Below are 21474 nucleotides of genomic sequence, written 5' to 3'. Positions count from 1 at the left end.
CATGTCCGTCCTCCGACTCGATTGTACGAAGTGCGACCGGACGTATGCGCCGGGCGCCGTGCTGAACCTGTGCACCTCCTGCGGCGCGCCGCTGTTCGCGCGCTATGACCTGGAGCGCGCGGCGAAGACGCTGCGCCGCGAGGCCCTGGCGACGCGGGAGCGCTCCATGTGGCGCTACCACGAGGTGATGCCCGTGGCGGACCCCGCGCAGCGGCTCAGCCTGGGCGAGGGCTGGACGCCGCTGCTTGCGACGCCCCGGCTGGCGACGCGGCTGGGGATGAAGCAGGTCTGGGTGAAGGACGAGAGCGGCAACCCCACCGGCTCGTTCAAGGCGCGGGGCCTGTCGGCGGCGGTGTCGATGGCGAAGGTGCTGGGGGCGAAGGCGGTGTGTCTGCCCTCAGCGGGCAACGCGGGGAGCGCGCTGGCGGCGTACGCGGCGCGCGGTGGACTGCGGGCGCATGTCTTCGTGCCTCGCGACATCTCGAGCCTCTTCCTCCTGGAGACGCGGGCCTATGGCGCGCACGTCGAGACGGTGGATGGGCTCATCACGGACGCGGGGAAGGTGTGCGCGGGGCTGGCGCGCGAGCACGGCTGGTACGAGTGCGCCACGCTGAAGGAGCCCTACCGCGTGGAGGGCAAGAAGACGATGGGCTACGAGGTCGCGGAGCAGCTCGGCTGGACGCTGCCCGACGTCATCCTGTACCCGACGGGCGGCGGCACCGGGCTCATCGGCATGTGGAAGGCGTTCGAGGAGATGGAGGCGATGGGCCTCATCGACTCGAAGCGGCCGAGGATGGTGGCGGTGCAGGCGGAGGGCTGCGCGCCCATCGTGAAGGCCCACGAGGAGGGCAGGCCCGATGCGCCGATGTGGCAGGGCGCGACGACGCATGCGCACGGCCTTCGCGTACCCAAGGCCCTGGGCGACTTCCTCATCCTGCGCGCGGTGAAGGAGAGCGGGGGGACGGCGCTCTCCGTCACGGAGGCCGAAATCGTCCAGGGGACGAAGGACCTGGCCTCGGCCGAGGGGCTCTTCGCGGCGCCGGAGGGCGGCGCCTGCGTGGCCGCGCTGCGCAAGCTCCAGGCGTCCGGGCAGGTGACTCCCGAGGAGTCCGTGGTGGTCTTCAACACGGGCACGGGCTTCAAGTACGTGGAGAACATGGCCCCGCTCTGGTGAAGGGGGGGGCAAGGCGCGGCGCGCCATGCGCGTGGGTGTCCTCCCTGGCGCAAGGACCGCTCGGGCCCGCGTTCCCGAGGGCGCATGCTGGCGCTCGCGGTGGCTCACCGGCCCGCGGATGAGAGACGAAGTGTTCGTGGAGCCCGTGGGCTCCTGTGTTGGATGGGAAGCATCGCCCGCTGTGTTCGCTGCCCCTGACCGAGGACCTGCTGATGACGCGTTCGAGGAACCCCTCCGCCCGGAGTCGGAACCGCGAAGGAGGCGCCGTGAAGATGCCGACGAGGAGGTCTCAGGTCCGCTCGCCGCGAGAGCCCTCGCTTCGTGGGCTCGTGGTGGGGATGTGCCTGGGGCTCGTGGCTTGTGTGGCGCCCCGGAGCGTGGCGCCAGCGGGTGAGTCCACGGGGACGGGGCCCGTCGCCCACGTGTCCACGGATGGACGGGTGCGCTCGCGTCCGGGCCCGGTGTCGGACGTGTCAGCGGCGGTCGGGGAGCAACCGCTGGGGCTGGGAGGCGCGCGTGACGGGCTCGTGTACGTGCCTCGCACCTATCGTCCGGAGCAGCCCGCGCCGCTGATGCTGTTGCTGCACGGCGCGAAGGGGAACGCGCGGCAGATGCTGCAGGCGCTGGCGCCCGTCGCGGAGTCGGAGGGATTCCTGCTGGTGATTCCGGAGTCGCGCGGCGTGACGTGGGACCACAAGCTGGCCACGGGCGGCGCGGACCTGGACTTCATCGACATGGCGCTCGCGCGGGTCTTCTCCCGCTACGCCGTGGCACCCGAGCGCGTCAGTGTCTCCGGGTTCTCGGATGGCGCGTCCTATGCGCTGTCGCTGGGCATCCTGAACGGTGACGTGTTCTCCCGCATCGTGGCGTTCGCGCCGGGCTTCGTGGACGCGGCGGAGCCTCGCGGTGTGCCGCGCGTGTTCATCGCCCACGGTGACGCCGACCAGGCCATCCCCGTGGAGGAGGGGCGCCGCATCGGCGCGGAGCTGCGCTCGGCGGGCTTCGACGTCCGGTTCCACGAGTTCACCGGCGGCCACTCGATTCCGGCCGACGTCGCACAGGCCGCCGCTCGGTGGCTTCGCGAACCGAACCCACCGGCGGACAGTCCCGCGTCAGGCTCGGTGCCGTGAGCCTCAGCGCCAGGGGAGCCGGTCGAGGATGCCGTCCTTGACGCGCTCGAGCGGCTCCGTGACGGTGTCCCAGACCTTCTTCCCGGCGTCCTTCACGCTGTCGACCACCGCGTCCTTGACCTCGTTCCACTTGCCCGTGGCCTTGGAGAAGTCCCAGTTCGGGTCTCCCTTGCCCGCGCGCATCTGCTTCACCGCCTCGTCGAGATACGCGGTGTGGTCCTTGCTGCTCTCTCCGACGAAGGGACGCTTGCCGTCGAAGTAGCCCTGCTTGTACGCGTCCTGGATGAGCTCGCCCTGCTGCTCGGGGTTGAGGTCCGCCCACTTCTTGCCGGAGTCGATGCCCTTCTCCCAGTCGTAGCCCTGGCCCGCGCCCTGCGCGACCAGCGCCTTGGCCGCGTAGTCCGCGCTATAGCGGCTCACCTCGGGGTGAGGGGGCTTCGTCACCTGGATTGTCTGGACAGGTCTGCGTTTGTTTCCTCGAATTGTGAGATGAAGGGAGACACGCACGGCGGAAGCCCGCATGACGCACGCGGACGACCGTGCCGTGGCAAGACTCCCGCCGAGAGCCCATGACGACACCCCCTCCCGAGTCGCTCCCGTTCCCGGACAGCCTCTGCCATCGCTGCGCCGCGCCACCGCGCTACGTCCAGACGCGGACCTCGGTGTTCATCATGTGCCCGCTGCTGCCGGGGAAGTACCCGCCGCAGCCGGTGCGGGCTTGCGCGCTCTTCCGTCCCGCGGCGCCGGCGGGTGTGAAGGATTGAACCGGAGCGAGGGCAGGAGAGGGAGCGACCCCTCGTCGCGAGGAGCAGGCGGCAGGGCGGGGTGATTGCGAGGTGCGCTGGCCGTCCCCAACTGTGGCGCGCAGTGCAGTCACAGAGGGGGAGAGACTGGATGGTCGCCAGGAAGAGCTCGCGCGCTACGTCGCGCACCCGTGGGATGCCCAAGAAGCGGATGGTTTCTCGTACGCGCATGTCGAAGCCTCGACGTGCCACCACCACGCCCCGGCGTCGAGTGGCGTCCGGGGCGCGTGCCTCGACGAGCAGCCGATACACCCGGCCCGCGCTGAGAGAGCGCCTCAAGAAGCGCCTCATGGCGGGGACGCGAGGCGGACGTGCGGGACAGTGGAGTGCGCGCAAGGCCCAGCTGCTGGCCGCTGAATACGTGAAGGCCGGCGGTGGATATCGCGGACGGAAGGCCACGAGCCAGAAGTCGCTCACGTCGTGGACGCGCGAGGCCTGGCAGACGAGCACCGGTGGCACGCGTGCACGCCGCGGCGCGACGACGGCGCGCTATCTGCCGAAGAAGGCGTGGTCACGGCTCAGCGCGCGTCAGAAGCAGGCCACGGAGCGCCGCAAGCGCACGGCCTCGCGGAGAGGTCGGCAGTACGTGGCGAACACGCCCGCCGCGCGTCGTGCTCGCAAGGCGGCGACGCGGCGGTAGGCGTACCGGCTCCCCGTCGCGCTCGCGTTGTGGCGGCGCGGCGGTGAGGGACTACGTCACCCGCCGTGCTCGCACCTCACGGCGGGTGATCCGCTCGGGCTCCCTGGGACAGGGGCGCCCGGTGGCGCGCCGCCATTCGCTCGTCGAAGAACTCCTCGTAGGTCATCATCGGGCGCTCGGATGATGCGCACGCAGGTGCGGCGCATACGCCTCGGAGTCCGGCACCCCAATCATCAGCCGAGCCACCCGGACGACCTGCCGCCAGCCACGTCGCGGCACCTCCACCCAGGTCGTCATCTCAGGGCCCCTCTGTCACGGGGACGTAGGGCGTCTCGTTCGCCGTGGGTGTCGCCGAGCGCCGGGCCGCGAGCGCGGAGCGCACCCCGAACGCCACCGTCGCCAGCAGCAGCAACATGAAGGAGACGGTGAGCCCGGCATCCAGGTCGTCGTTGGAGAAGCTCCGCCGCATCTCCTCCATCCCTCGAAGGGTACGCCGTCGCCCGCCGTCACTTCCTCGTCGTGGCGCGCCTTGAGCAGCCGGCTCACCAGCTCGCTGGCGCAGACGACGGCCTTCTTCGCCTCCGACCTGGAGCGCCGCCACGCGCAGGGCCTGCATGCCGCTGGAGCAGATGCCATGCAGTGACGCCACCTCCCACGCGGGGCCACCCAGCGCGCGGCGCACCTGGCTGGCGAAGCCCGGCAGTACCCGGTCTCCCTGGGTGGTCACCGTCACGAGCAGGTCCATCTCTCCCAGGGTGATGGGCGAGCGCGACAGCGCATCCTGGACGGCGTTCACCGCGAGGTCCCAGTTGCACAGCACGGTGCGCTGCTCGCGGTCGATGGCGTAGTGGCGCTGGGTGATGCCGTTCTGGGCGAGGACGCGGGCGCGGGCCCGGGAGGGCTTGCCCCGGACCTTGCCCAGGTCGTCCTCCATCTGGTCGTTGGGGATGGGCTCGCCCGGGAGGAACTTCCCCAGGCTGGTGATGAAGACGTCGTGGGCCATGCGCCGACCGTAGGCCGTCCGCCCGAGCCACTTCCCCGGGAAGGAAATGACCCGCGGGAATCTTTCGCGCCCCTCTTGTGGTGAGCCATCCCGGCAAACACAGACTTCGCGCGCCCAGCCGCGGGCGGGGGGCTACCGCTTCTGGACGTGGACGACCTTGTTGATGATCTTCCAGCCCCCGTCCGTCTTGATGACGGTGAGGTAGTCCGTCATGAAGGCGCCCGGGTAGTCGAGCTCGACCTTGGCCACGCCCACGTCGCCGGTGACGTCCAGGCTGACCAGCCGGCGCTTGCGCTTCGCTTCGTCGTCGGCGGGCTTCCCGCTGACGCCGGCCAGGTACTCGGCGGCCGTCCTGCGCACGAGCACGCCGTCTCGGTTGAGGAACATCTTCATCTCGTCGTGCATCGCCTCGCGGAAGGGGGCGACCTGGCCCGTCGCGTGACCCTCCAGATACAGCTCCACCGCGCGTCGGGCGCCCACCACGTCCTGCGTGCTCGCGGGGGTTCCACGCGCGCTCCCGGAAGCGAGCACGCCTCCCACGAGGACCGCGCCCACCGCGACTGCGCTTCTGAAGTGCTGCTTCATGGCTCTGTGCCTCCAAGGTCCTCGGTACGTCGGTGCTCTTGGTAGCGCGCCCCTGGAGGGCCGTGTGACGTCCTCTTCGGACGGTGGCGGGAGTCGCCGAGCGGCCCAGGGCGTCGGTGAGTGGCACAGCCGTGACGCGGGCCTGGGCAGGAGGGCGTCCCGGAAAACCCGCTTCGTGGCGCCGGCCCGGAGGACGAGCGGGCGCCACGGCGGCGGCAGCGTGCTTCGCGAGTCGCGGTTCCCCAGCGTGTTTCGCATAGAGTGCCCTCGGCGAGTGCCGATGCCGGGGAATGCGAAGGACGGGAGACGCATGGACTGCGACTGGCTCATCATCGGCTCGGGCTTCGGCGGCAGCGTCAGCGCGCTGCGGTTGACCGAGAAGGGCTACCGCGTGGTGATGCTGGAGAAGGGGCGGCGGCTGGCTCCCTCCGACTTCCCGAAGACGAACTGGAACCTGAAGCGCTGGATGTGGATGCCCCAGCTCGGCTGGCGGGGCCTGTTCCAGATGAGCTTCTTCCGCCACGTCACGGTGCTGTCCGGCGTGGGCGTGGGAGGCGGCTCGCTCGTCTACGCCAACACGCTCCCCATCCCGAAGGACGACTTCTTCCAGGCCTCCTCGTGGGGACACCTGGCCTCCTGGAAGGACGAGCTGACGCCGCACTACGCCACCGCGCGCAAGATGCTCGGCGCGACCACCAACCCGCGCGGCACCGTGGCGGACCGGGTGCTCGAACAGGTGGGCCAGGAGCTGGGCCGCCCGGGCTTCGAGCCGTCCACCGTCGCCGTGTACTTCGGTGAGCCGGGCGTCACGGTGAAGGACCCGTACTTCGGCGGAGAGGGCCCCGAGCGCACCGGCTGCACGTCCTGCGGCGGGTGCATGCTCGGCTGTCGCCACGGCGCGAAGAACACGCTGGACCGCAACTACCTCTACCTCGCGGAGAAGCGCGGCCTGACGCTGCACGCGGACACGGAGGCCACGTGGGTGCGGCCCCTGCCGGGCGGTGGCTACGAGGTGGAGGCGAAGAAGGGCGCCGGCCTCTTCGGCCGCGAGACCCTGCGCCTCACCGCGAAGAACGTCATCTTCGCTGGAGGCGTGCTGGGCTCGCTGTCGCTGCTGCTGCGGCTCAAGGAGGACAAGGACGGACTGCCCCGGCTGTCGGACCGGCTGGGCGACGGCGTGCGCACCAACTCCGAGGCGCTCATCGGCATCGTGAGCGGTCGCCCGGAGCATGACTTGTCGAAGGGCATCGCCATCGGCTCCATCCTGCACACCGACGAGCGCTCGCACCTGGAGCCCGTGCGCTTCTCGGAGGGCTCCGGCTTCTTCCGCCTGCTGATGGCGCCGCAGGTGCCCGGCAAGTCGATGCTGGGTCGGATGGCGCGGCTGGTGGGCCTGCTCGCGCGCCACCCGCTGCGCTTCCTCAAGGCGTGGTTCGTCCCGGACTTCGCCAAGCGCACGCTGATCCTGCTCTACATGCGCACGCTGGAGGGGCACCTGCGCATGCGGCGCGGTCGGCTGCTGAAGAACGGGCTGTCCACGGGGCTTCAGTCCGGCCCCGCGCCCACGTCCAACATGCCCGAGGCGTTCGACCTGGCGCGCCGCGTGGCGGACAAGCTGGACGGCTATCCGATGACGATGGTGAGCGAGACGGTGCTGGGCATCCCGACGACCGCGCACATCCTCGGCGGCTGCTGCATGGGAGACTCCGCGGCGACGGGCGTCATCGACCATCGCCACCGGCTCTTCGGCTACGAGGGACTGTACGTGGTGGACGGCTCGGCCATCTCCGCCAACCCGGGCGTCAATCCCTCGCTGACCATCACCGCGCTGGCCGAGCGAGCCATGACCTTCATCCCCCACGCGCGGACCGGGGAAGACGAAGCGCCGCGACCCGCCCGGCTGTCGTCCTGAGTCCGTGCGCTACAGGCGGACCTGGAGCTCGTAGCGGCGGTTCTTCGCCTTCTTCGCCTCGGTGTTGTCCGGCTTCACCAGGGGACGGTCGGAGCCGAGGCCCACGGCGACGATTTCACCGCGGGGGATGCCCCGGGCGACCAGCTCCTTGACGATGACCTCCGCGCGCTGCTCGCTGAGCTTCTTGTTCTTCGCCGCGTCGCCCGTCGAGTCGGTGTGGCCGGAGACCTCGAACTTGTAGCTCTTCACCCCGCCGGCGGTGAGCTGCTTCTTGGCGTCGATGAGGGCGTTGGTCAGCTTCTTGAGCTTGTCCTCGCAGCCGGCGGCCAGCTCCGCGGTGCCCGTCTTGAAGCTGCACTGGTTCTTCTGGCCCTCCTCGAGGAGCTTGGCGTTGACGCGCTTCTCGACGGTGGACTTGCCCGCGTCACCCGCGGCCTTCTTGAGGTTGTCGAAGGGGCTCTGCGCGGCGGCCACACCCGGGAGGGCCAACAGCGACACGGCGATGCACAACGCCTTGAGCTTCATACGGTGAGACTCCTTGGGTTCCGCTGGAGGAGGGAACCGGGCGCAGGCTGCCCAGGGCACGCGCGTCCGTCCAGCGTCACGAGGCCCGGCGAGCGACCCGGGCGCCGTCCGCTCGCCGGGTGGGACAATGGCGCCGTGCCCACCCGTCCCATGAAACTTGCCTCCGCGTACGGGCGGAGCAGCATGCTCCCATCGTCCTTCTCCAAAGGACGGCAGCGAGGCACTTTCAGTGGGCGGCAGCAGTCGGACGGAGCGGTGGCAGCGGTTCTTGTCGGGACACCGGGTGGGCTCGGAGCCCAAGCCCGTGGAGGCGCGGGTGGAGAAGGCGCCCGCGGGTGAGGTGTCCCTGCCGCTGGATGAGCGCACGCCGTTCGACGTCGACTACGACCGCATCGTCTTCTCCAGCGAGTTCCGTTGCCTGCACGACAAGACGCAGGTCTTCCCGCTGTCGACGAGCGACTACACGCGCACGCGGTTGACTCACAGCATCGAGGCGTCGTGTGTGGGGCGCTCGTTGGGACAGCTGGCGGGGCTGGGGCTGAAGTCGCAGGGGGTGAAGGTGGAGCCCTCTCACCTGGGGACCATCGTCGCGGCGGCGTGCCTGGCGCACGACATCGGCAACCCGCCTTTCGGCCACTCGGGCGAGGCGGCCATCCAGCATTGGGTGTCGCAGCGGTTGGCGAAGCCGGGTGAGACGCTCGCGGGCAAGCCGAGCCCCTTCACGAAGGCGGAGGAGTGGAGGGATTTGGAGAGCTTCGAGGGCAACGCGCAGGGCTTCCGCATCCTCAACCGGCTCCAGTCGCGCGAGCGGCGGGGCGGGCTGCGCTACACCGCGGCGACGCTGGGGGCGATGAGCAAGTACCCTCGGCCGTCGGTGCTTCCAGGCGGACGCGAGGCGAACAAGGCGCGCGTGTCGGAGAAGAAGTTCGGTTACTTCCAGGACGACCACGTGCTGGCGCTGGAGACCTACCGTGCCGCGGGGCTGCCCGAGCGCGAGGAGGGCGTCTTCTCCCGCCACCCGCTGGCCTTCCTCGTCGAGGCGGCGGACGACATCTGCTACGCGGTCATCGACCTGGAGGACTCCGCGAAGCTGGGGCTGGTGCCCATGGATGTGGCCTGTGAGCTGTTGGACCAGGTGCTGCCTCCCCCGGAGAAGTCGACGCGATTGCCACCCGCGCACCTGGAGACGCGCCTGGCGCAGGCGCGCGCGCGGGTGATTGGCGTGCTCATCCAGGCGAGCGTCCGCGTGTTCCTGGAGCACGTGGAGCAGATGGAGGAGGGCGAGTGGGAGAAGCCGCTCGTCTCCGCGCGAGAGGACATCCGTGGGCCGCTCGACGCCATCAAGAAGCTGACGCGTCGCAAGGGCTACGAGAGCGAGCGCGTGCTGCAGATCGAGAGCGCCGGCTTCAAGACGCTCGGCGGCCTGCTGGACATGTTCGCGCAGGCGGTGGTGACGGACACGCCCAACCGGGAGGAGAAGAAGCTGCGGCAGCTGCTGCCCCTGGAGCTGTTCCAGCGGCCCGACAAGCCGCTGACCAGCGAGGACATCGGTGACGCGCTCGCGCGGCTGTCCATGTACCAGCGGCTCTTGTGCGTCACGGACTACATCTCCGGGATGACGGACGGCTTCGCGGTGGCGCTGTACCAGCGGCTGTCCGGCATCAAGCTGCCGACCTAGCGGGGTGCCCGGTGTCGCTCAGGCGTGCAGCCCTTCCGAAGGAGCGCTCGTGCGCGCCTGCCGTCCCCGCCGCTCCATCAGGGCGAGCGAGTCGTCGATGGCCAGGATGTTCCCCGACGGGTCCCTGAACCACGCGGACTTGAAGTCGCCCATGGTCGCGATGCCGTTCTTCGTCTGGATGCCCAGCTCGGGGATGTCGTATTCCTCGAGCGTCACGCCCGCCTGTCGCAGCTCGTCCACCGTGGCCTCCACGTCCTCCACGGCGAAGGAGCACGCGGTGGCGGTGGAGCCGGACGGTGTCGAGCGCTCGTAGACGAGGAGGAAGGACTCACCGCCCACGCGGTACATGGCCGCGCCCTCCTCGGAGATCTCCTTGACCTCGTCGAACCCGAGCACCTCGCCGTAGAAGCGCCGGGCCGCCTTCAGGTCCGTCACCGCCAGCGTGGGTACCGCCTTCGTTCTTCCCAGTCCCATGTGTCAGTCCTCCTCGGAGGACAAGTGGGCACCGGCCGGGCGACTCGCAAGCGAGGGTGCGTCGCGGCTGCCGCCTCCTGGCTCGCGTGGAGGGACATGGGTGGCGCGGTGCGACTCCGCTAGACTCGGGGCACCGTGACGCCGATGGAAGAGACACCTGCCCCCCTGTGGCGGCGAGCGCTGGGGCTCGTCGCGGTCTGGAGCGTGCCGGGGACGCTGTCCGCGCTGGAGACGTACTTCTTCAGCCTGTCGTCGCCCCGGCCGATGGAGCCGTGGCGCGCGTTCCTGTCGCAGCTTCCTGGCTGGTATGTGTGGGGGCCCGCCACGCCGTGGGTGTTCGCGCTGGCGCGGCGGCTGCCGCTGGGGCGGCCGTTCCGCGCGGGGGCCTGGGCGGGGCACGTGCTGGCGTGCCTGGGCGTGAGCGGGCTGTTCGCGCTCGTGTACACGGTGTGCCAGCGGGCCTTCGGCGCGGGAATGGGAGGCGCGTCCTTCGGGATGATGCTGACGCGCTATGCGCTGGGCTGGTTGCCGATGATGGCGATGACGTACGTCGCGACGGTGGGGGTGGCGCAGTCACTCGCGGCCCGGCGGCGTGAGCGTGAGCGGGAGCGGCAGGCCGCGGCGCTCGCCGTCGAGCTGGCGGAGGCCCGGCTCCAGGCGCTCCAGGTGCAGCTCCATCCTCATTTCCTGTTCAACACCCTGAACGCCATCGTCGTGCTGGTGCGGGATGGGGAGAAGGACACGGCCGCGAGGATGCTGGTGCTGCTGGGGGACATCCTGCGCCGGCTGCTCCAGCAGGGCGCGACGCAGGAGGTGTCCCTCCGGGACGAGCTGTCGGTGCTGGAGCGGTACCTGGAGATACAGCGGCTGCGCTTCCAGGACCGGCTGCGCGTGGACTGGGATGTGGACGAGGCGCTGATGGACGCGCGGGTGCCGCACCTGGTGCTCCAGCCGTTGGTGGAGAACGCCATCCGGCACGGTGTGTCGGCCCGCACGGCGGCGGGCGCGCTGCGCATCCGGGCCCGGCGTCACGGCGAGGCGCTGGAGCTGATGGTGGCGGATGACGGTCCGGGGTTGCCCGCTGGCTTCGATGTGGAGGGAAGCCCGGGTATCGGGCTGTCCAACACCCGGGCGCGGCTGTCCCAGCTCTACGGGGCGGCGGGGCGAGTCAGCGTGGCGGCGGCGCCGGAGGGCGTGGGGACCGTGGCCACCGTGTGGCTGCCCTTCCAGCGCGAGGACGCTCCTTCAGGGCGGGGGGCCGCGCATGGCTGAGCTCAGTGTCCTCCCAAGGGGCAGCGGAGGCCTGAACGCCGTTTCTGAAACGCGGCCGCGCGTCGTTGGGCACAGCGCCCTCCCGAGAAGGAGCGTTGGCATGGGCACGGCGCCAGAGGACGGGGGCGCGCATCGCGGGGCCATGGTTTTCGGAGCGGAGATGTCGCGTGGCTGAGCTCGCCGTCCTCCTGGTGGATGACGAGCCGCTCGCCCGACGTGGCCTCCGGCAGGCCCTGTCGCGGCATCCGGACGTGACGGTGTGCGGCGAGTGCCGCGACGGGCGCGAGGCGGTGGACGCCATCCACGCGCTGAAGCCCGCGCTGGTGCTGCTCGACGTGCAGATGCCGGAGCTGGATGGCTTCGGGGTCATCCGCGAGGTGGGCGTGACTCGGATGCCCGCGGTCATCTTCATCACCGCGTTCGACTCCTTCGCCGTGCGCGCCTTCGACATGCACGCGGTGGACTACCTGGTGAAGCCCTTCGCGGACGAGCGCTTCGACGAGGCGCTGAGCCGGGCCCGGCAACGACTACGCCAGGACGAGGCCTTGGCGTTGGGACGAAAGCTCGCGGCCCTGCTCGCGGACACGGGGCACGCTCCTCCCAAGGAGGGCGACACTCCGCCTCAGGACGAACACCCGAGCCGGCTGGTGGTGAAGGTGGGGGCGCGCTCGGTGCTCGTGCCGGTGTCGGACCTCGACTGGATTGGCGCGGACGACTACTGCGTCACGCTGCACGTGGGCGACAAGGAGCACGTGCTGCGCGAGAGCCTGGCGTCACTGGAGGCCCGACTCGACGCGGAGCGCTTCGTGCGCATCCATCGCTCGGTCATCGTCAACGTGGAGCGCATCCGCGAGCTGCATCACGACTCGGCGACGGAACTCGTGGTGGTGCTGAGCACCGGCCAGCGCCTGCGGGTCAGTCGGAGTCGACGCGAGGAGCTGGAGCGCAGGCTCGGACGGGCTCGCTAGGCGTCCCGTCGATTCGCGGGAGGAAGCTGCGCTCCTTCGAGTGTCACCCGCGTCCCGATATCCCGCTCGCCGAAGAGGATGAGCCGGATGACGTCGTTGAAGTCCCTCAACCGGATGTAGACGAGCCACGTCTCATCCAGGAGCCACCAGCCGCCCTCCGCCGTCACGAAGAGGATGGCGAAGTCGCTCGTGGCCACATCCGTCGATGCCATCCGCCGCATCGCTCGCGCCGAACTTCAGGTGGCGATGGTCGACCCCGCGCACGTCGAGCCCGTCCATGAACGACATCACGGCCTGGGCGTAGTCGTGGACCTGGTAGCCCAGGCCCGCCAGCTCCGCGCACACGGTGTCGATGGGCACCGTGCGCGACTGGAGGACGCCGCGCTGCTGGAGGAAGTCCCGGACCTTGGGGTCGAGGACTCCCATCCACGGCGGAGTGAACAGCGTCGTGTCGTTCATGACGGATGCGCCCCCGTGTGTTCTTCTCCATCCTCGCACACGCGCCTCACTTCAGGGCTTCACCTCGGAGACCACGGCGTTCTGCTTCTCCACCGCGGCCGCGAGCGCGGACAGGTCCGTGGCGCCCAGGTGCATGCCGAAGACACGGGCCACCTCCAGCCGCTCACGCGCGATGACCTCCATCGTCTCGGAGACCTGCTGCACGTTGAAGAAAGTCCCGTCCGGGCGAGGCTGGACCAGGTCGCTGGTGTAGAGCAGCCGGTGCTCGGGAAGCGCGACGAAGAGCATCCGCTCCCCGGTCTCCGTGCGCACGGGGACCAGCTCCAACCGGTTCTTCCCGGCGCCGAGCTTCACGCGTTGCCCCACGTTGACCACCGAGGCGGCCCGAGGCGCACGGGCGAGCGTGTCCGGCGCGAGGGTCCGAGGCGCCGTGAGCACCCCCTGCAGGAGCGGCCGGTTGAGGTCCAGCACGTGAAGCGGGATGCCGCGCGCGGCGTACTCCCGGACCCCGCCCACGTGAGGCCATGCATCGCTCGTGGACACCACCGCCTTCACCTTGACGCCCGGGAAGCGACGCTGGGTCTCCTCCAGGATTCGCGCCGAGTAGCCCGAGGAGATGGGCGCCTCGATGATGACGAGCCCATCGTCCTGCTTCACCAGCGTGACATCCCACGCGCCAGGCAGATGCACGACGCCCGGCGCCAGCTCGACGGCCGGACGGTCGGGGCGACCCAGCGGCAGGTCATCCGCGGTCATCCGCCCCCGCGCCGCGAAGCCCTTCTTCATGTCCTCGGGAATGGCGAAGTCCTCCTCGGAGACCTTCGGGGACAGCTCCAGCCGCGTCACGGTGAAGCTGTGGTGGGCCTGCCCCTTGCGCTCCCACTCCCAGTGGCGCGGATGGCGCAGGCCGCCCGGTTCCAGGGTCCACGCCTGGAAGAACAACCGCGTCGTCACATCACCCCAGACGCTCCAGAAGAAGTCCGACGGGTGCGCGTCCAGCGACTCCACCATCGTGGGCAGCCGCGTCCGCGCGTTGAGATACAGCTTCACCCGCGCGTGGCCATGGCGGAACGCCACCACGTGGTGCGGCACGTCCTGCAGCCGGGTGTCCGCCAGCGCGCGCAGCTCCGGCGCGGCCAGCGCGGTGAAGAGGATGCGCTCGGGCGCGAAGTCGAGCCGCTCGTTCAGGTCCTGCAACTGGGCCCCTCCCGCGGGACGTCGCTGACCGCCGCGCTCCATCATCACCACACCGTCGGAGAGCACCATCGTCGCGCCCTGCCAGTCCTCGAGCCCCGGGGAGCCACGGCCCTCAGTCTTCATCCGCAGCCGACGCTGTCGCAGGTCTCGCACCTCGTCGACCTGCTCGTAGCTGACGAGCCACGGTGGGGCAGGGCGCTCGGACTGCTCCATCAGGTTCCAGTGGCCGATGCCCTGGATGCGCAGCGCGGAGAGGGCCTGGAGCTTCGCTTCACCCCCCATGGCCTCCAGCGAGGCCCGCAGGTGGGCACGCGCGACGTCCTCGGCCGCGAGGGCGGAGGACGCGAGGAACAGGCCGAGGAGCACGAGCAGCGGAGTGGTTCGTCTCATGCCCCCAGGATGCCGAGGCGCCCGTGGGCTCCCGGAGCCTTTGCAGCCAATGGCGGGACGGGCGCGGCGAAGTGCGCGCCCGGAGCGGCGAGTGGTGGAGCGCCGGGCTCAGTCGCCCGCGACCGCGAGCTGCCAGTCCCCGTCCTTGTCGATGCCGACGCGCAGGCCCAGGTAGCTGCCCAGCTCCTTGCGCATGCTCTCGAGGTCGGCCTTCGGGTAGACGCCGGCGAGCATCTTCACGTCCTTCTCCGTCTTGAAGCCGGTGATGTGCACGGAGGGCCAGTAGTAGAGGTCTCCCTCCTGGGCGTAGGGCAGCTCCAGCACCTGGACGATGCGCGCGAGGGTGGGCTCGCCCCTCGCTTCCTCCTGCTTCCAGAACGCCACCGCGTCCTCGTCGGGGCCGAAGCTGAAGCGCACGCTCTTGCCCTTCTCGTCCACCAGCCTGCCCAGCTCCGCGTAGTCGCACGCCCGCGCGGCGGCGATGATGCGGGTGCGCATGCTCTCCACCGCGGGAGGCAGGGGCGGCTTCGGCGCGGCCTTCGTGGAGGCCTTCAGCTTCGCCGCGGAGCAGTCCGTGCCACCCGACGCCTGCGCGAGCGACCCGGCGTCACCCGGGCCCGCGTCAGGCGTGCCCGCGTCGGCCAGGTCCACCGCGCCCCCCGCCGTACCGGGAGCGACGGGAGGCGCGTCGGGAACGACAGGCTGGGTGGGTGCCACGGCAGAGGCGGGAGCCCCCGCGTCCAGGGGCCCGGCGGGAGTGGCGGTGCGCTCGGTGCAGGCGACGAGCGAGGCGGCGACGCAGACGGACAGGCGGGTCAGGCGGTTCATGGCCCGCGTATGTAGTTCAGGCCGCCCGGCCCGTGTCTTCCCAGGGCGCCTCTTCTGGTGACTCGAGGACGAACGTTCATTCCCGGGCCCCTCGCGCACCGCCGGACGGCGACCGAGCGCCGGTGCCACGCATGAGTTGCTTGGGTCCGCCTCCGGACGAGGTGATACTCCCCACCCATGTGCGGCCGTGTCACCGTTCGGACCTCTCCTGATCAGCTCGTGGTGGAGCTGGGCCTCGCCGGCATTCGCATGGCGGTGGACCGCCCCCGCTTCAACCTGTCGCCCACGCAGTTGATGCCCGTGGTGCCCAATGACGGAGCGCGGATGCTGGACGCCTTCCGCTGGGGGCTCATCCCCTCGTGGGCGAAGGACGCGAGCATCGGCAACAAGCTCATCAACGCGCGCGGGGAGACGGTGGCGGAGAAGCCCAGCTTCCGCAGCGCGCTCAAGCGCCGCCGCTGCCTGGTGCTGGTGGACGGCTGGTTCGAGTGGAAGCAGTCCACGAAGCCGAAGACGCCCTTCTACTTCCACCGCGCGGACGGCAAGCCCCTGGCGCTCGCGGGGCTGTGGGAGGAGTGGACGGCGCAGGACACCGGCGAGGTGCTGCGCACCTGCACCATCATCACCACCGGCCCCAACGCGTTGATGGCGCCCATCCATGACCGGATGCCCGTCATCCTGCCGCCCCCGGCCCAGGAGGTGTGGCTGCGCCCCGAGCCCCAGGAGTCCTCCGTCCTGCTGCCCCTGCTGGTGCCCGTGGCGGACGACGGCCTGGACGCCTACGAGGTGGCGCGCGTGGTCAACTCCCCCACGAACGACGTGCCGGCCTGCGTGGAGCGGGTCGCGGCGTAGCCGGGAAAATAAATCCCCTGTCGAAATGCGCGGGCCCCGTTCGTTCGCCTCCCTGAAGTCGAACACATCGGAGGATTCGCGATGAAGGACCGGGGTCGGGAAGGTCTCAGCCGCCGCTTCATCCTGGGGGCCGGGGCCGCGTGTGTCGCGAGTCTTGGACTCTCTTGCCGGGGACACGCCATGAACACGAAGCCGCAGCAGGGTGGCTACGCCACCGTCGACGACCTGAAGGTCTATTTCGAGGTCCACGGAGGCCCGCTCGAAGGAGGCAAGACGCCCCTCGTCCTGCTGCCTGGCGGCATGATGGCCATCGAGACGGCCTTCACGAAGGACCTGCTCCCGCGCTTCGCCCGGAGCCGCCCCGTCATCGCCATCGAGATGCAGGGGCATGGCCACACGGGAGACAGGCCGGGGCCCATCCAGTTGGAGCGCATGGTGAAGGACGTCGTGGGCGTGCTCGCGCACCTCGGCGTGAAGCGGGCCCACCTGCTGGGCCACAGCCTGGGCGGGATGATCGCCACGGGCGTGTGCATCCATCACCCCGAGGTCGTGGCCAGCGCCTCGCTCCTGAGCGTCACCTACACGCTCGAGGGCATGCAGCCCGAGCTGGTGAAGATGCAGCGGGACCCGACGCACGTGCCCTCGGCCGAGCTGATTCCGCTCCTGCCCACCGAGGCGGACTTCGTGTCGTGGAAGGCGCACTTCGACAAGCACAACCCGGACCCGTCCAGCTTCGAGTCCGTGCTGGCCCGACTCAACACCCTGCTGACCGAGTGGAAGGGGTGGAGCACGGCGCAGCTCAACGGCATCCGCGCGCCGGTGCTGCTCGCGCTCGGCGACAACGACTTCACCCGCCTGGAGCACGCGGCGGAGATGTACCGGCTCATCCCCGGCTCGAAGCTGGCCGTGCTGCCCAACACCACGCACATGAACATCATCGAGCGCGGTGCCTGGCTGGAGCCCATGGTCCAGGAGCTCATTTCGCGCGCGGAAGGCGCCTGAGCGGAGGCGTCCGCCCGCGCCGCGCCGTCCCTGTCGACGCGCGGCGCGAGCCTGCGACTACTGGAGGTTCGGCGGCCCCGCGTCCGGAGTGCCCGAGTCCGACGCTCCCGCATCGGAGGTGCCGGCATCGGACGGGATGAAGATCGTCGTCTTGGAGCAGCCCCCGTCGCAGAAGCCGCAGTTGAGCTGCGAGCATCCCGTCGGAACGGCGACGCAACCCGTGGGAGGAGGGCACCCGTTCCCGCCCGTGCAGGTCCCCGTGCAGATGATGGTCCCCTCGCCACCGGGAATCACGATGGGCGGCACGTTCGAGGCCGAGTGCGAGGCGGTGGGAAACTCCACGCGGACGGAGAGGGTGGAGATTCTCTTCCCGTCCTCCTCGTGGTTTCGCGCGGCCCCGAGCGGCGTCAGCACCGCGCCCTCCAACCGCCGGGCGACGTCGGGCGGCGTGTTGTCGACGAAGGCGCACGCCGGTGCATCTGTGGACGCGGCGGCCTCTATTCGAGACGCCGCCTTGGGCTCGTCACCACAGGCCCAGAGTGCCGCCACCGCCAGGACCACCGCCACCACGACACGATGCAAGGGATTGAGAGAGGTCATGGTCCCGAGTCTGGCTGGGACGCCCCGTGCGGCTGACGTCCTCGGGACGGATGTCCAAGCCCCGACACTCAGCCCCGGCCCGGACTCCAGTCCCGCGCCAATCTTCCCATCCCGCCGTTCCTCCTCCCGCGTGTCCGCACCTCCCCTCGTGAGACATGAAAGGCTCCAACCGAAGAAATCCCTGACAGGCGTTCATTCCGTGCCTCGCCATGAAACAGGCCGGGCATTGCACCAACCAAGAGGGGCATTGCATGAACGAGCAGCGAAGGTCGTCGCGTGGCTGGCGTCTGGGCTCGGTGTCGGGAGTGCTGCTGGGCGCGCTGGCGTGCGGAGGTGTCGCGGAGCCCGAGGTCGCCGCCCTCGAGGCCACGGGGAGCACGGCGTTGGTGGAGCGCGTGCGGGACTCGGCGGAGCTGGCCCGGATGAAGGCCTACGCCGAGTCGCTCTATGACGAGAAGGACGTGGTGCATCGCTTCACCAGTCGCGGCGGCGAGGCCATCGACTGCGTGCCGCTGTACGCGCAGCCCGCGCTGCGTCAGCCGGGCATGGAGAACCACCGAATCCAGCTGGCGCCGGGCACCGAGCCCATCGCGCGTCCGGAACGGCCGGTGGCGCCGGGGGACTCGCTCGCGGCGAAGTGGCGCGCCGAGCCCGCGACGCTGGAGGGCCGCGCGGACGAATTGGACGCCACGGGCGCGCGCAGGCGCTGCCCGGAAGGCAGCGTGCCCATCGTCAAGCTGACGCTCGACACGCTCAAGCGCTTCGAGTCGCTGGACGACTTCCGCCGCAAGATTCCCAGCCACCTGACGGGCAACGTCTCCGTGGAGACGGGCAAGCGGCGCTCCGAGCAGGCGCCCACGCCGTCCCTGCGCGCGGGCCCCACGGACCTGCACCAGTACGCGCACACGTCCCAGTGGGTGAACAACATGGGCGCGGAGGCCATCTTCAACCTGTGGAGCCCGTACACGGAGCTGAGCAGCGAGTTCAGCCTGTCGCAGATGTGGGTGGTGCGCGGCTCGGGCGCGTCGCTGGAGACGGTGGAGGTCGGCTGGCAGCGCTATCGCGACCTCTACGGTGATGACCGCGCGCGCCTCTTCATCTACTTCACGCCGGACAACTACGGCAGCGGCGGTTGCTACAACCTGAGCTGTGGCGCGTTCGTGCAGACGAACACGTCTGTCTTCATCGGCGGAGGCTTCGACAACTACAGCGTCGCCGGCGGCGCGCAATACGAGTTCAAGCTGATGTGGTTCAAGGATGGCACCACGGGCGCCTGGTGGCTGAAGTTCCAGGACACGTGGGTGGGCTACTACCCGCGCGCGCGCTTCGACGCGGCGGGCCTGGCGGACCGGGCGGACGTCATCGATTTCGGCGGCGAAATCATCGACAACCGCAACCTCAACCTCCACACGTCCACGGACATGGGCAGCGGCGCGTACCCGGGCGCGGGCTGGAGCCACGCCGCGTACACCCGCAACATCCTCTATGTGGACACGGGCAATGTCTATCGTGAGCCCACCTCGCTGAGCGCGTGGCGCAACGACAGCAATTGCTACGACATCCTCCAGTCCAGCAACCCGGGCGGCTGGGGCCGGTACTTCTACTTCGGCGGTCCGGGCTACAACGGCAACTGCACGTAGCCCACGTCGTCAGCGCCGGGTGGGAGGCAGGGACAGATGCTCCCCGCCCGGGCTGGCTCAGGACGCGCGCTTGGGGGCGCGCAAATCGGTAATCGGCAGCGGGTGGCGGGTGCCCTGGGGCGAGACGAGGGCCGCGCCGAGGACGAAGTCCTGCCCCATGCGCAGCTCCAGGGTGGTGGGCCCCTTGTGCGTGGTGCGCCAGTCCAGGTCGATGCGCACGGTGCCGAGCAGCTCGCGGTCCACGGTGGTGGTGTCGAGCGACTCGAACAGGGCGACGGAGATGGGGCCGGGGATGAGGGGCAGCTCCAGCGTCACGGACTTCGTCGCGGGCACGGGGGTGTTGGCGGGGATGACCTCGTGCTGGGCGCCGCCGGGCACCATGATGCCGATGGGCATGGGCACCACGTCCGACAGGCCGGTGATTCCGCGCGCCAGGTTGCGCCCGAGGATGGCCGCGCCCACCGCCACGCCCAGCTCCGGGTTGACCTCCTTGTCGGAGGACAGCCGCTTGAAGTGGGAGAAGCGCTGCCGGATGACGGGCATGCGCGTCTGGCCGCCCACCAGCACCAGCTCGTCGATGTGCTCCGCCTTGAGCCTGGCGCGCTCCAGCACGTCGTCGCACGCGGACGCGGTGCGCTCGATGAGCTGGAACACCATCTCCTCCAGCTGCTTGCGCGTCAGCGTGTAGTCGAAGTCGATGAACCCGCCGTCCTTCTGCGCGATGCAGGGGACGCGGAGCACCGTGGACTCGCGCGTGCTGAGCGCCATCTTCGCGGACTCGGCGGCGAAGACCAGCCGCTGCATCACCACCTGGTTGCCGCGCAAGTCCAGTCCGTGCTGGCGCTGGAAGTCCGCCACCAGCAGCTCCACGATGCGCTCGTCGAAGTTGGCGCCGCCCAGGAACGCGTCGCCGCCCGTCGCCAGCACCTTCACCACCCGGTTCTGCACCGCCAGCAGCGTGGCGTCGAACGTGCCGCCGCCCAGGTCGAACACCATCACCGTCTGCTCGGGGTTGCGCAGGTTGGCGTAGTAGAGCGCCGCCGCCGTCGGCTCGTTGATGATGGCGCGCACATTGAGGCCGCACATCTCGGCCGCCTGCCGCACCGCCTCGCGCTGGCGGATGCTCGCGTGCGCGGGCACCGTGAGCACGCACTCCTTGAAGGGCTCGCCCGCCGCGTGCGTGGCCAGGGTGAGGATCTGCTTGATGACCAGGTGGGTGACGTCCGTCAGCGACGTCTGCTTGCCGTACATCGTCACCGCGGTGTAGCCGTCCGGCGCCTCCACCAGCTCGAAGGCGTACTTGTCCTTGTGCTGGGTGACGTACTCGGACTGGTAGCGGCGGCCCAGGAAGCGCTTGGCGCCGAACACGGTGTGCCGCGGGTCGTCGATGATCTGCCGCCGGGCCGCGTGGCCGACGATGGCCTTGTCCGCCGCGTGGAACCACACCACCGAGGGCAGCGTGAAGCTCTTGTCCGTCACCGGCACCAGCCGCAGCTTGCCCGCCTTGTCGAAGAAGGCCGCCGACGTGTTGGTGGTCCCGAAGTCGATTCCGAGGATGGGGGCCGTACTCATGCGCCCGGCAGTCTCCCATGTCTGGCCCGGCGGTTCAGCTCCGAGATTCCAGGGATTCGGAGTCGCGGTTCACCCGCCTACACGTGCTCCATCACCATGACGGCGACGGTGTGGGGGGCGAGGGCCTCGTAGAGGTGGGGCACGTCGCCGGGGAAGGTGGCGTAGTCGCCCGGGGCCAGCTCCACCGGGTGGTCCGAGGGGCCCGCGCGCAGCCGACCCTTGCTGACGATGAGGTGCTCGACGCTGCCGGGGATGTGGGCCTGGGCGTGGCGGGCGGAGCCGGGCTCCAGGGTGATGACATAGAGGTCCCGTCGTGCGCCGGGCGGGCAGGCGGACAGCATGATGCCGGTGAAGTGGGCCTGCTCGGAGCGGATGGCGGCGCCCTCGCCCGCGCGGATGACGCGCACCTCACGAGCGGGCGGGTCCACCAGCCGGCTGAAGGGCACCCCCAGCGCCACGGCCAGGGCCCAGAGCGTCTCGATGCTCGGGTTGCCGGCGCCCGACTCCAGCTGCGACAGCGTGGACTTGGAGATGTCCGCGCGGCGCGCGAGCTCCGACAGGGACATGTCCGCGCGCTCACGCTCCCGGCGCAGGGCGACGGCGATGGCGTCCAGCGGACGAGAGGGCTTGGGTGTTCGTTTTACCGGCATGGTCGTTCTTATTGACGAACGGGCGGCTTCTGTCCAGATTGAGATGCATGGCGAACGTGGACCGGGTGTTGGTGCGGGACGTGGGGGCGGTGGCGCTGGCGTCGGGCGTGGTGGGGGTGT

At 70.1% G+C, this 21474-nt stretch carries 24 protein-coding genes; 11 read left to right on the top strand and 13 right to left on the bottom strand.

Translation table 11 applies throughout. The features are described 5' to 3' along the window. Position 1 precedes the first annotated feature (1 nt). The gene (locus tag FL311_RS13720; protein WP_141325593.1) at positions 2-1174 is read left to right on the top strand and encodes a threonine synthase; all 1173 of its coding nucleotides are present in this window, start codon (positions 2-4) and stop codon (positions 1172-1174) included. A gap of 272 nt (positions 1175-1446) precedes the next feature. After that, a complete protein-coding gene (locus tag FL311_RS13715; RefSeq protein WP_228556857.1) occupies positions 1447-2304 on the top strand; it encodes an alpha/beta hydrolase in 858 nt (285 codons plus the stop codon). Between the two features lie 3 nt (positions 2305-2307). Here the strand turns inward: FL311_RS13715 and FL311_RS13710 are convergent, their stop codons facing one another. After that, positions 2308-2748 carry a hypothetical protein gene (locus tag FL311_RS13710; RefSeq protein WP_141325591.1) on the bottom strand — a complete coding sequence of 147 codons (441 nt, stop codon included), beginning with the start codon at positions 2746-2748 and terminating at the stop codon, positions 2308-2310. 125 nt (positions 2749-2873) lie between these two features. On the opposite strand from FL311_RS13710, the gene FL311_RS13705 reads away from it, so the two are divergent. Together FL311_RS13705 and FL311_RS13700 are read left to right on the top strand one after the other, a co-directional pair. Continuing rightward, a complete protein-coding gene (locus tag FL311_RS13705) occupies positions 2874-3068 on the top strand; it encodes a hypothetical protein (RefSeq protein WP_141325590.1) in 195 nt (64 codons plus the stop codon). Between the two features lie 208 nt (positions 3069-3276). Continuing rightward, positions 3277-3747, top strand: coding sequence for a hypothetical protein (locus FL311_RS13700; RefSeq protein ID WP_228556855.1), 471 nt, complete (start codon positions 3277-3279; stop codon positions 3745-3747). Positions 3748-3912: 165 nt separating this feature from the next. Here FL311_RS13700 and FL311_RS46265 read toward each other — a convergent pair whose 3' ends face one another. The 3 genes from FL311_RS46265 to FL311_RS44050 form a co-directional block, all read right to left on the bottom strand. Continuing rightward, positions 3913-4044, bottom strand: coding sequence for a CstA-like transporter-associated (seleno)protein (locus FL311_RS46265; protein ID WP_255510335.1), 132 nt, complete (start codon positions 4042-4044; stop codon positions 3913-3915). Position 4045: 1 nt separating this feature from the next. Next, entirely contained in the window at positions 4046-4750 is a 705-nt protein-coding gene (locus FL311_RS13690; protein ID WP_141325588.1) for a hypothetical protein, read from the bottom strand. Positions 4751-4882: 132 nt separating this feature from the next. Continuing rightward, positions 4883-5335 carry a nuclear transport factor 2 family protein gene (locus FL311_RS44050; RefSeq protein WP_194869192.1) on the bottom strand — a complete coding sequence of 151 codons (453 nt, stop codon included), beginning with the start codon at positions 5333-5335 and terminating at the stop codon, positions 4883-4885. 310 nt (positions 5336-5645) lie between these two features. On the opposite strand from FL311_RS44050, the gene FL311_RS13680 reads away from it, so the two are divergent. Next, positions 5646-7247 (top strand): GMC oxidoreductase, encoded by a 1602-nt coding sequence (locus tag FL311_RS13680; protein ID WP_141325586.1) that lies wholly within the window; start codon positions 5646-5648, stop codon positions 7245-7247. A gap of 9 nt (positions 7248-7256) precedes the next feature. On the opposite strand, the gene FL311_RS13675 is transcribed toward FL311_RS13680, so the two are convergent. Continuing rightward, a complete protein-coding gene (locus FL311_RS13675) occupies positions 7257-7772 on the bottom strand; it encodes an OmpA family protein (RefSeq protein WP_141325585.1) in 516 nt (171 codons plus the stop codon). A 283-nt stretch (positions 7773-8055) separates the two neighbouring features. Between FL311_RS13675 and dgt the strand changes: the two genes are divergently transcribed. Further along, the gene (dgt, locus tag FL311_RS13670) at positions 8056-9450 is read left to right on the top strand and encodes a dGTP triphosphohydrolase (protein WP_141325604.1); all 1395 of its coding nucleotides are present in this window, start codon (positions 8056-8058) and stop codon (positions 9448-9450) included. Positions 9451-9468: 18 nt separating this feature from the next. On the opposite strand, the gene FL311_RS13665 is transcribed toward dgt, so the two are convergent. Next, positions 9469-9924, bottom strand: a complete 456-nt coding sequence (locus FL311_RS13665) for a VOC family protein (RefSeq protein ID WP_141325584.1) — start codon at positions 9922-9924, stop codon at positions 9469-9471. 144 nt (positions 9925-10068) lie between these two features. Between FL311_RS13665 and FL311_RS13660 the strand changes: the two genes are divergently transcribed. Together FL311_RS13660 and FL311_RS13655 are read left to right on the top strand one after the other, a co-directional pair. Then, positions 10069-11196 carry a sensor histidine kinase gene (locus FL311_RS13660; RefSeq protein WP_141325583.1) on the top strand — a complete coding sequence of 376 codons (1128 nt, stop codon included), beginning with the start codon at positions 10069-10071 and terminating at the stop codon, positions 11194-11196. 167 nt (positions 11197-11363) lie between these two features. After that, complete coding sequence (locus tag FL311_RS13655) at positions 11364-12164, top strand: LytTR family DNA-binding domain-containing protein (RefSeq protein WP_141325582.1); 801 nt, start codon at positions 11364-11366, stop codon at positions 12162-12164. Here the strand turns inward: FL311_RS13655 and FL311_RS13650 are convergent. The 4 genes from FL311_RS13650 to FL311_RS45040 all read right to left on the bottom strand — a co-directional run bounded on the left by FL311_RS13650 (position 12161) and on the right by FL311_RS45040 (position 15038). Further along, on the bottom strand, positions 12161-12361 hold the full coding sequence (locus FL311_RS13650) for a hypothetical protein (RefSeq protein ID WP_141325581.1): 201 nt from the start codon (positions 12359-12361) through the stop codon (positions 12161-12163). The two genes, FL311_RS13655 and FL311_RS13650, sit on opposite strands and share 4 nt — an antisense overlap. Further along, the gene (locus FL311_RS13645) at positions 12297-12623 is read right to left on the bottom strand and encodes a hypothetical protein (protein WP_141325580.1); all 327 of its coding nucleotides are present in this window, start codon (positions 12621-12623) and stop codon (positions 12297-12299) included. Before FL311_RS13645 ends, FL311_RS13650 begins: the two co-directional genes overlap by 65 nt. A 51-nt stretch (positions 12624-12674) precedes the next feature. Further along, a complete protein-coding gene (locus FL311_RS13640; RefSeq protein WP_141325579.1) occupies positions 12675-14210 on the bottom strand; it encodes an MBL fold metallo-hydrolase in 1536 nt (511 codons plus the stop codon). Positions 14211-14318: 108 nt separating this feature from the next. Further along, positions 14319-15038 (bottom strand): hypothetical protein, encoded by a 720-nt coding sequence (locus FL311_RS45040; protein WP_228556853.1) that lies wholly within the window; start codon positions 15036-15038, stop codon positions 14319-14321. 177 nt (positions 15039-15215) lie between these two features. On the opposite strand from FL311_RS45040, the gene FL311_RS13630 reads away from it, so the two are divergent. Continuing rightward, a complete protein-coding gene (locus FL311_RS13630; protein WP_141325578.1) occupies positions 15216-15890 on the top strand; it encodes an SOS response-associated peptidase in 675 nt (224 codons plus the stop codon). Between the two features lie 180 nt (positions 15891-16070). After that, entirely contained in the window at positions 16071-16892 is an 822-nt protein-coding gene (locus FL311_RS13625; protein ID WP_194869191.1) for an alpha/beta fold hydrolase, read from the top strand. A 57-nt stretch (positions 16893-16949) separates the two neighbouring features. Here FL311_RS13625 and FL311_RS13620 read toward each other — a convergent pair whose 3' ends face one another. Continuing rightward, the gene (locus FL311_RS13620) at positions 16950-17492 is read right to left on the bottom strand and encodes a hypothetical protein (protein WP_141325576.1); all 543 of its coding nucleotides are present in this window, start codon (positions 17490-17492) and stop codon (positions 16950-16952) included. Positions 17493-17743: 251 nt separating this feature from the next. On the opposite strand from FL311_RS13620, the gene FL311_RS13615 reads away from it, so the two are divergent. After that, a complete protein-coding gene (locus FL311_RS13615) occupies positions 17744-19132 on the top strand; it encodes a neprosin family prolyl endopeptidase (protein WP_194869190.1) in 1389 nt (462 codons plus the stop codon). Between the two features lie 57 nt (positions 19133-19189). On the opposite strand, the gene FL311_RS13610 is transcribed toward FL311_RS13615, so the two are convergent. Both FL311_RS13610 and FL311_RS13605 read right to left on the bottom strand, forming a co-directional pair. Beyond that, complete coding sequence (locus FL311_RS13610) at positions 19190-20704, bottom strand: Hsp70 family protein (protein ID WP_141325574.1); 1515 nt, start codon at positions 20702-20704, stop codon at positions 19190-19192. Positions 20705-20781: 77 nt separating this feature from the next. Further along, complete coding sequence (locus tag FL311_RS13605; protein ID WP_141325573.1) at positions 20782-21354, bottom strand: helix-turn-helix domain-containing protein; 573 nt, start codon at positions 21352-21354, stop codon at positions 20782-20784. Positions 21355-21474: the final 120 nt, after the last annotated feature.

The organism is Myxococcus sp. AB025B, from assembly GCF_006518215.1.
GTDB lineage: Bacteria > Myxococcota > Myxococcia > Myxococcales > Myxococcaceae > Myxococcus > Myxococcus fulvus.
This window is presented reverse-complemented; position numbering and strand designations above follow the sequence as displayed.

What these genes read in the sequence shown, in the direction of transcription:
- FL311_RS13720 (WP_141325593.1), top strand. Translation starts at nt 2, where the DNA reads ATGTCCGTCCTCCGACTCGATTGTACGAAGTGCGACCGGACGTATGCG.
- FL311_RS13715 (WP_228556857.1), top strand. Translation starts at nt 1,447, where the DNA reads ATGCCGACGAGGAGGTCTCAGGTCCGCTCGCCGCGAGAGCCCTCGCTT.
- FL311_RS13705 (WP_141325590.1), top strand. Translation starts at nt 2,874, where the DNA reads ATGACGACACCCCCTCCCGAGTCGCTCCCGTTCCCGGACAGCCTCTGC.
- FL311_RS13700 (WP_228556855.1), top strand. Translation starts at nt 3,277, where the DNA reads ATGTCGAAGCCTCGACGTGCCACCACCACGCCCCGGCGTCGAGTGGCG.
- FL311_RS46265 (WP_255510335.1), bottom strand. Translation starts at nt 4,044, where the DNA reads ATGACGACCTGGGTGGAGGTGCCGCGACGTGGCTGGCGGCAGGTCGTC.
- FL311_RS13690 (WP_141325588.1), bottom strand. Translation starts at nt 4,750, where the DNA reads ATGGCCCACGACGTCTTCATCACCAGCCTGGGGAAGTTCCTCCCGGGC.
- FL311_RS44050 (WP_194869192.1), bottom strand. Translation starts at nt 5,335, where the DNA reads ATGAAGCAGCACTTCAGAAGCGCAGTCGCGGTGGGCGCGGTCCTCGTG.
- FL311_RS13680 (WP_141325586.1), top strand. Translation starts at nt 5,646, where the DNA reads ATGGACTGCGACTGGCTCATCATCGGCTCGGGCTTCGGCGGCAGCGTC.
- FL311_RS13675 (WP_141325585.1), bottom strand. Translation starts at nt 7,772, where the DNA reads ATGAAGCTCAAGGCGTTGTGCATCGCCGTGTCGCTGTTGGCCCTCCCG.
- FL311_RS13665 (WP_141325584.1), bottom strand. Translation starts at nt 9,924, where the DNA reads ATGGGACTGGGAAGAACGAAGGCGGTACCCACGCTGGCGGTGACGGAC.
- FL311_RS13660 (WP_141325583.1), top strand. Translation starts at nt 10,069, where the DNA reads ATGGAAGAGACACCTGCCCCCCTGTGGCGGCGAGCGCTGGGGCTCGTC.
- FL311_RS13645 (WP_141325580.1), bottom strand. Translation starts at nt 12,623, where the DNA reads ATGAACGACACGACGCTGTTCACTCCGCCGTGGATGGGAGTCCTCGAC.
- FL311_RS13640 (WP_141325579.1), bottom strand. Translation starts at nt 14,210, where the DNA reads ATGAGACGAACCACTCCGCTGCTCGTGCTCCTCGGCCTGTTCCTCGCG.
- FL311_RS45040 (WP_228556853.1), bottom strand. Translation starts at nt 15,038, where the DNA reads ATGAACCGCCTGACCCGCCTGTCCGTCTGCGTCGCCGCCTCGCTCGTC.
- FL311_RS13630 (WP_141325578.1), top strand. Translation starts at nt 15,216, where the DNA reads ATGTGCGGCCGTGTCACCGTTCGGACCTCTCCTGATCAGCTCGTGGTG.
- FL311_RS13625 (WP_194869191.1), top strand. Translation starts at nt 16,071, where the DNA reads ATGAACACGAAGCCGCAGCAGGGTGGCTACGCCACCGTCGACGACCTG.
- FL311_RS13620 (WP_141325576.1), bottom strand. Translation starts at nt 17,492, where the DNA reads ATGACCTCTCTCAATCCCTTGCATCGTGTCGTGGTGGCGGTGGTCCTG.
- FL311_RS13615 (WP_194869190.1), top strand. Translation starts at nt 17,744, where the DNA reads ATGAACGAGCAGCGAAGGTCGTCGCGTGGCTGGCGTCTGGGCTCGGTG.
- FL311_RS13610 (WP_141325574.1), bottom strand. Translation starts at nt 20,704, where the DNA reads ATGAGTACGGCCCCCATCCTCGGAATCGACTTCGGGACCACCAACACG.
- FL311_RS13605 (WP_141325573.1), bottom strand. Translation starts at nt 21,354, where the DNA reads ATGCCGGTAAAACGAACACCCAAGCCCTCTCGTCCGCTGGACGCCATC.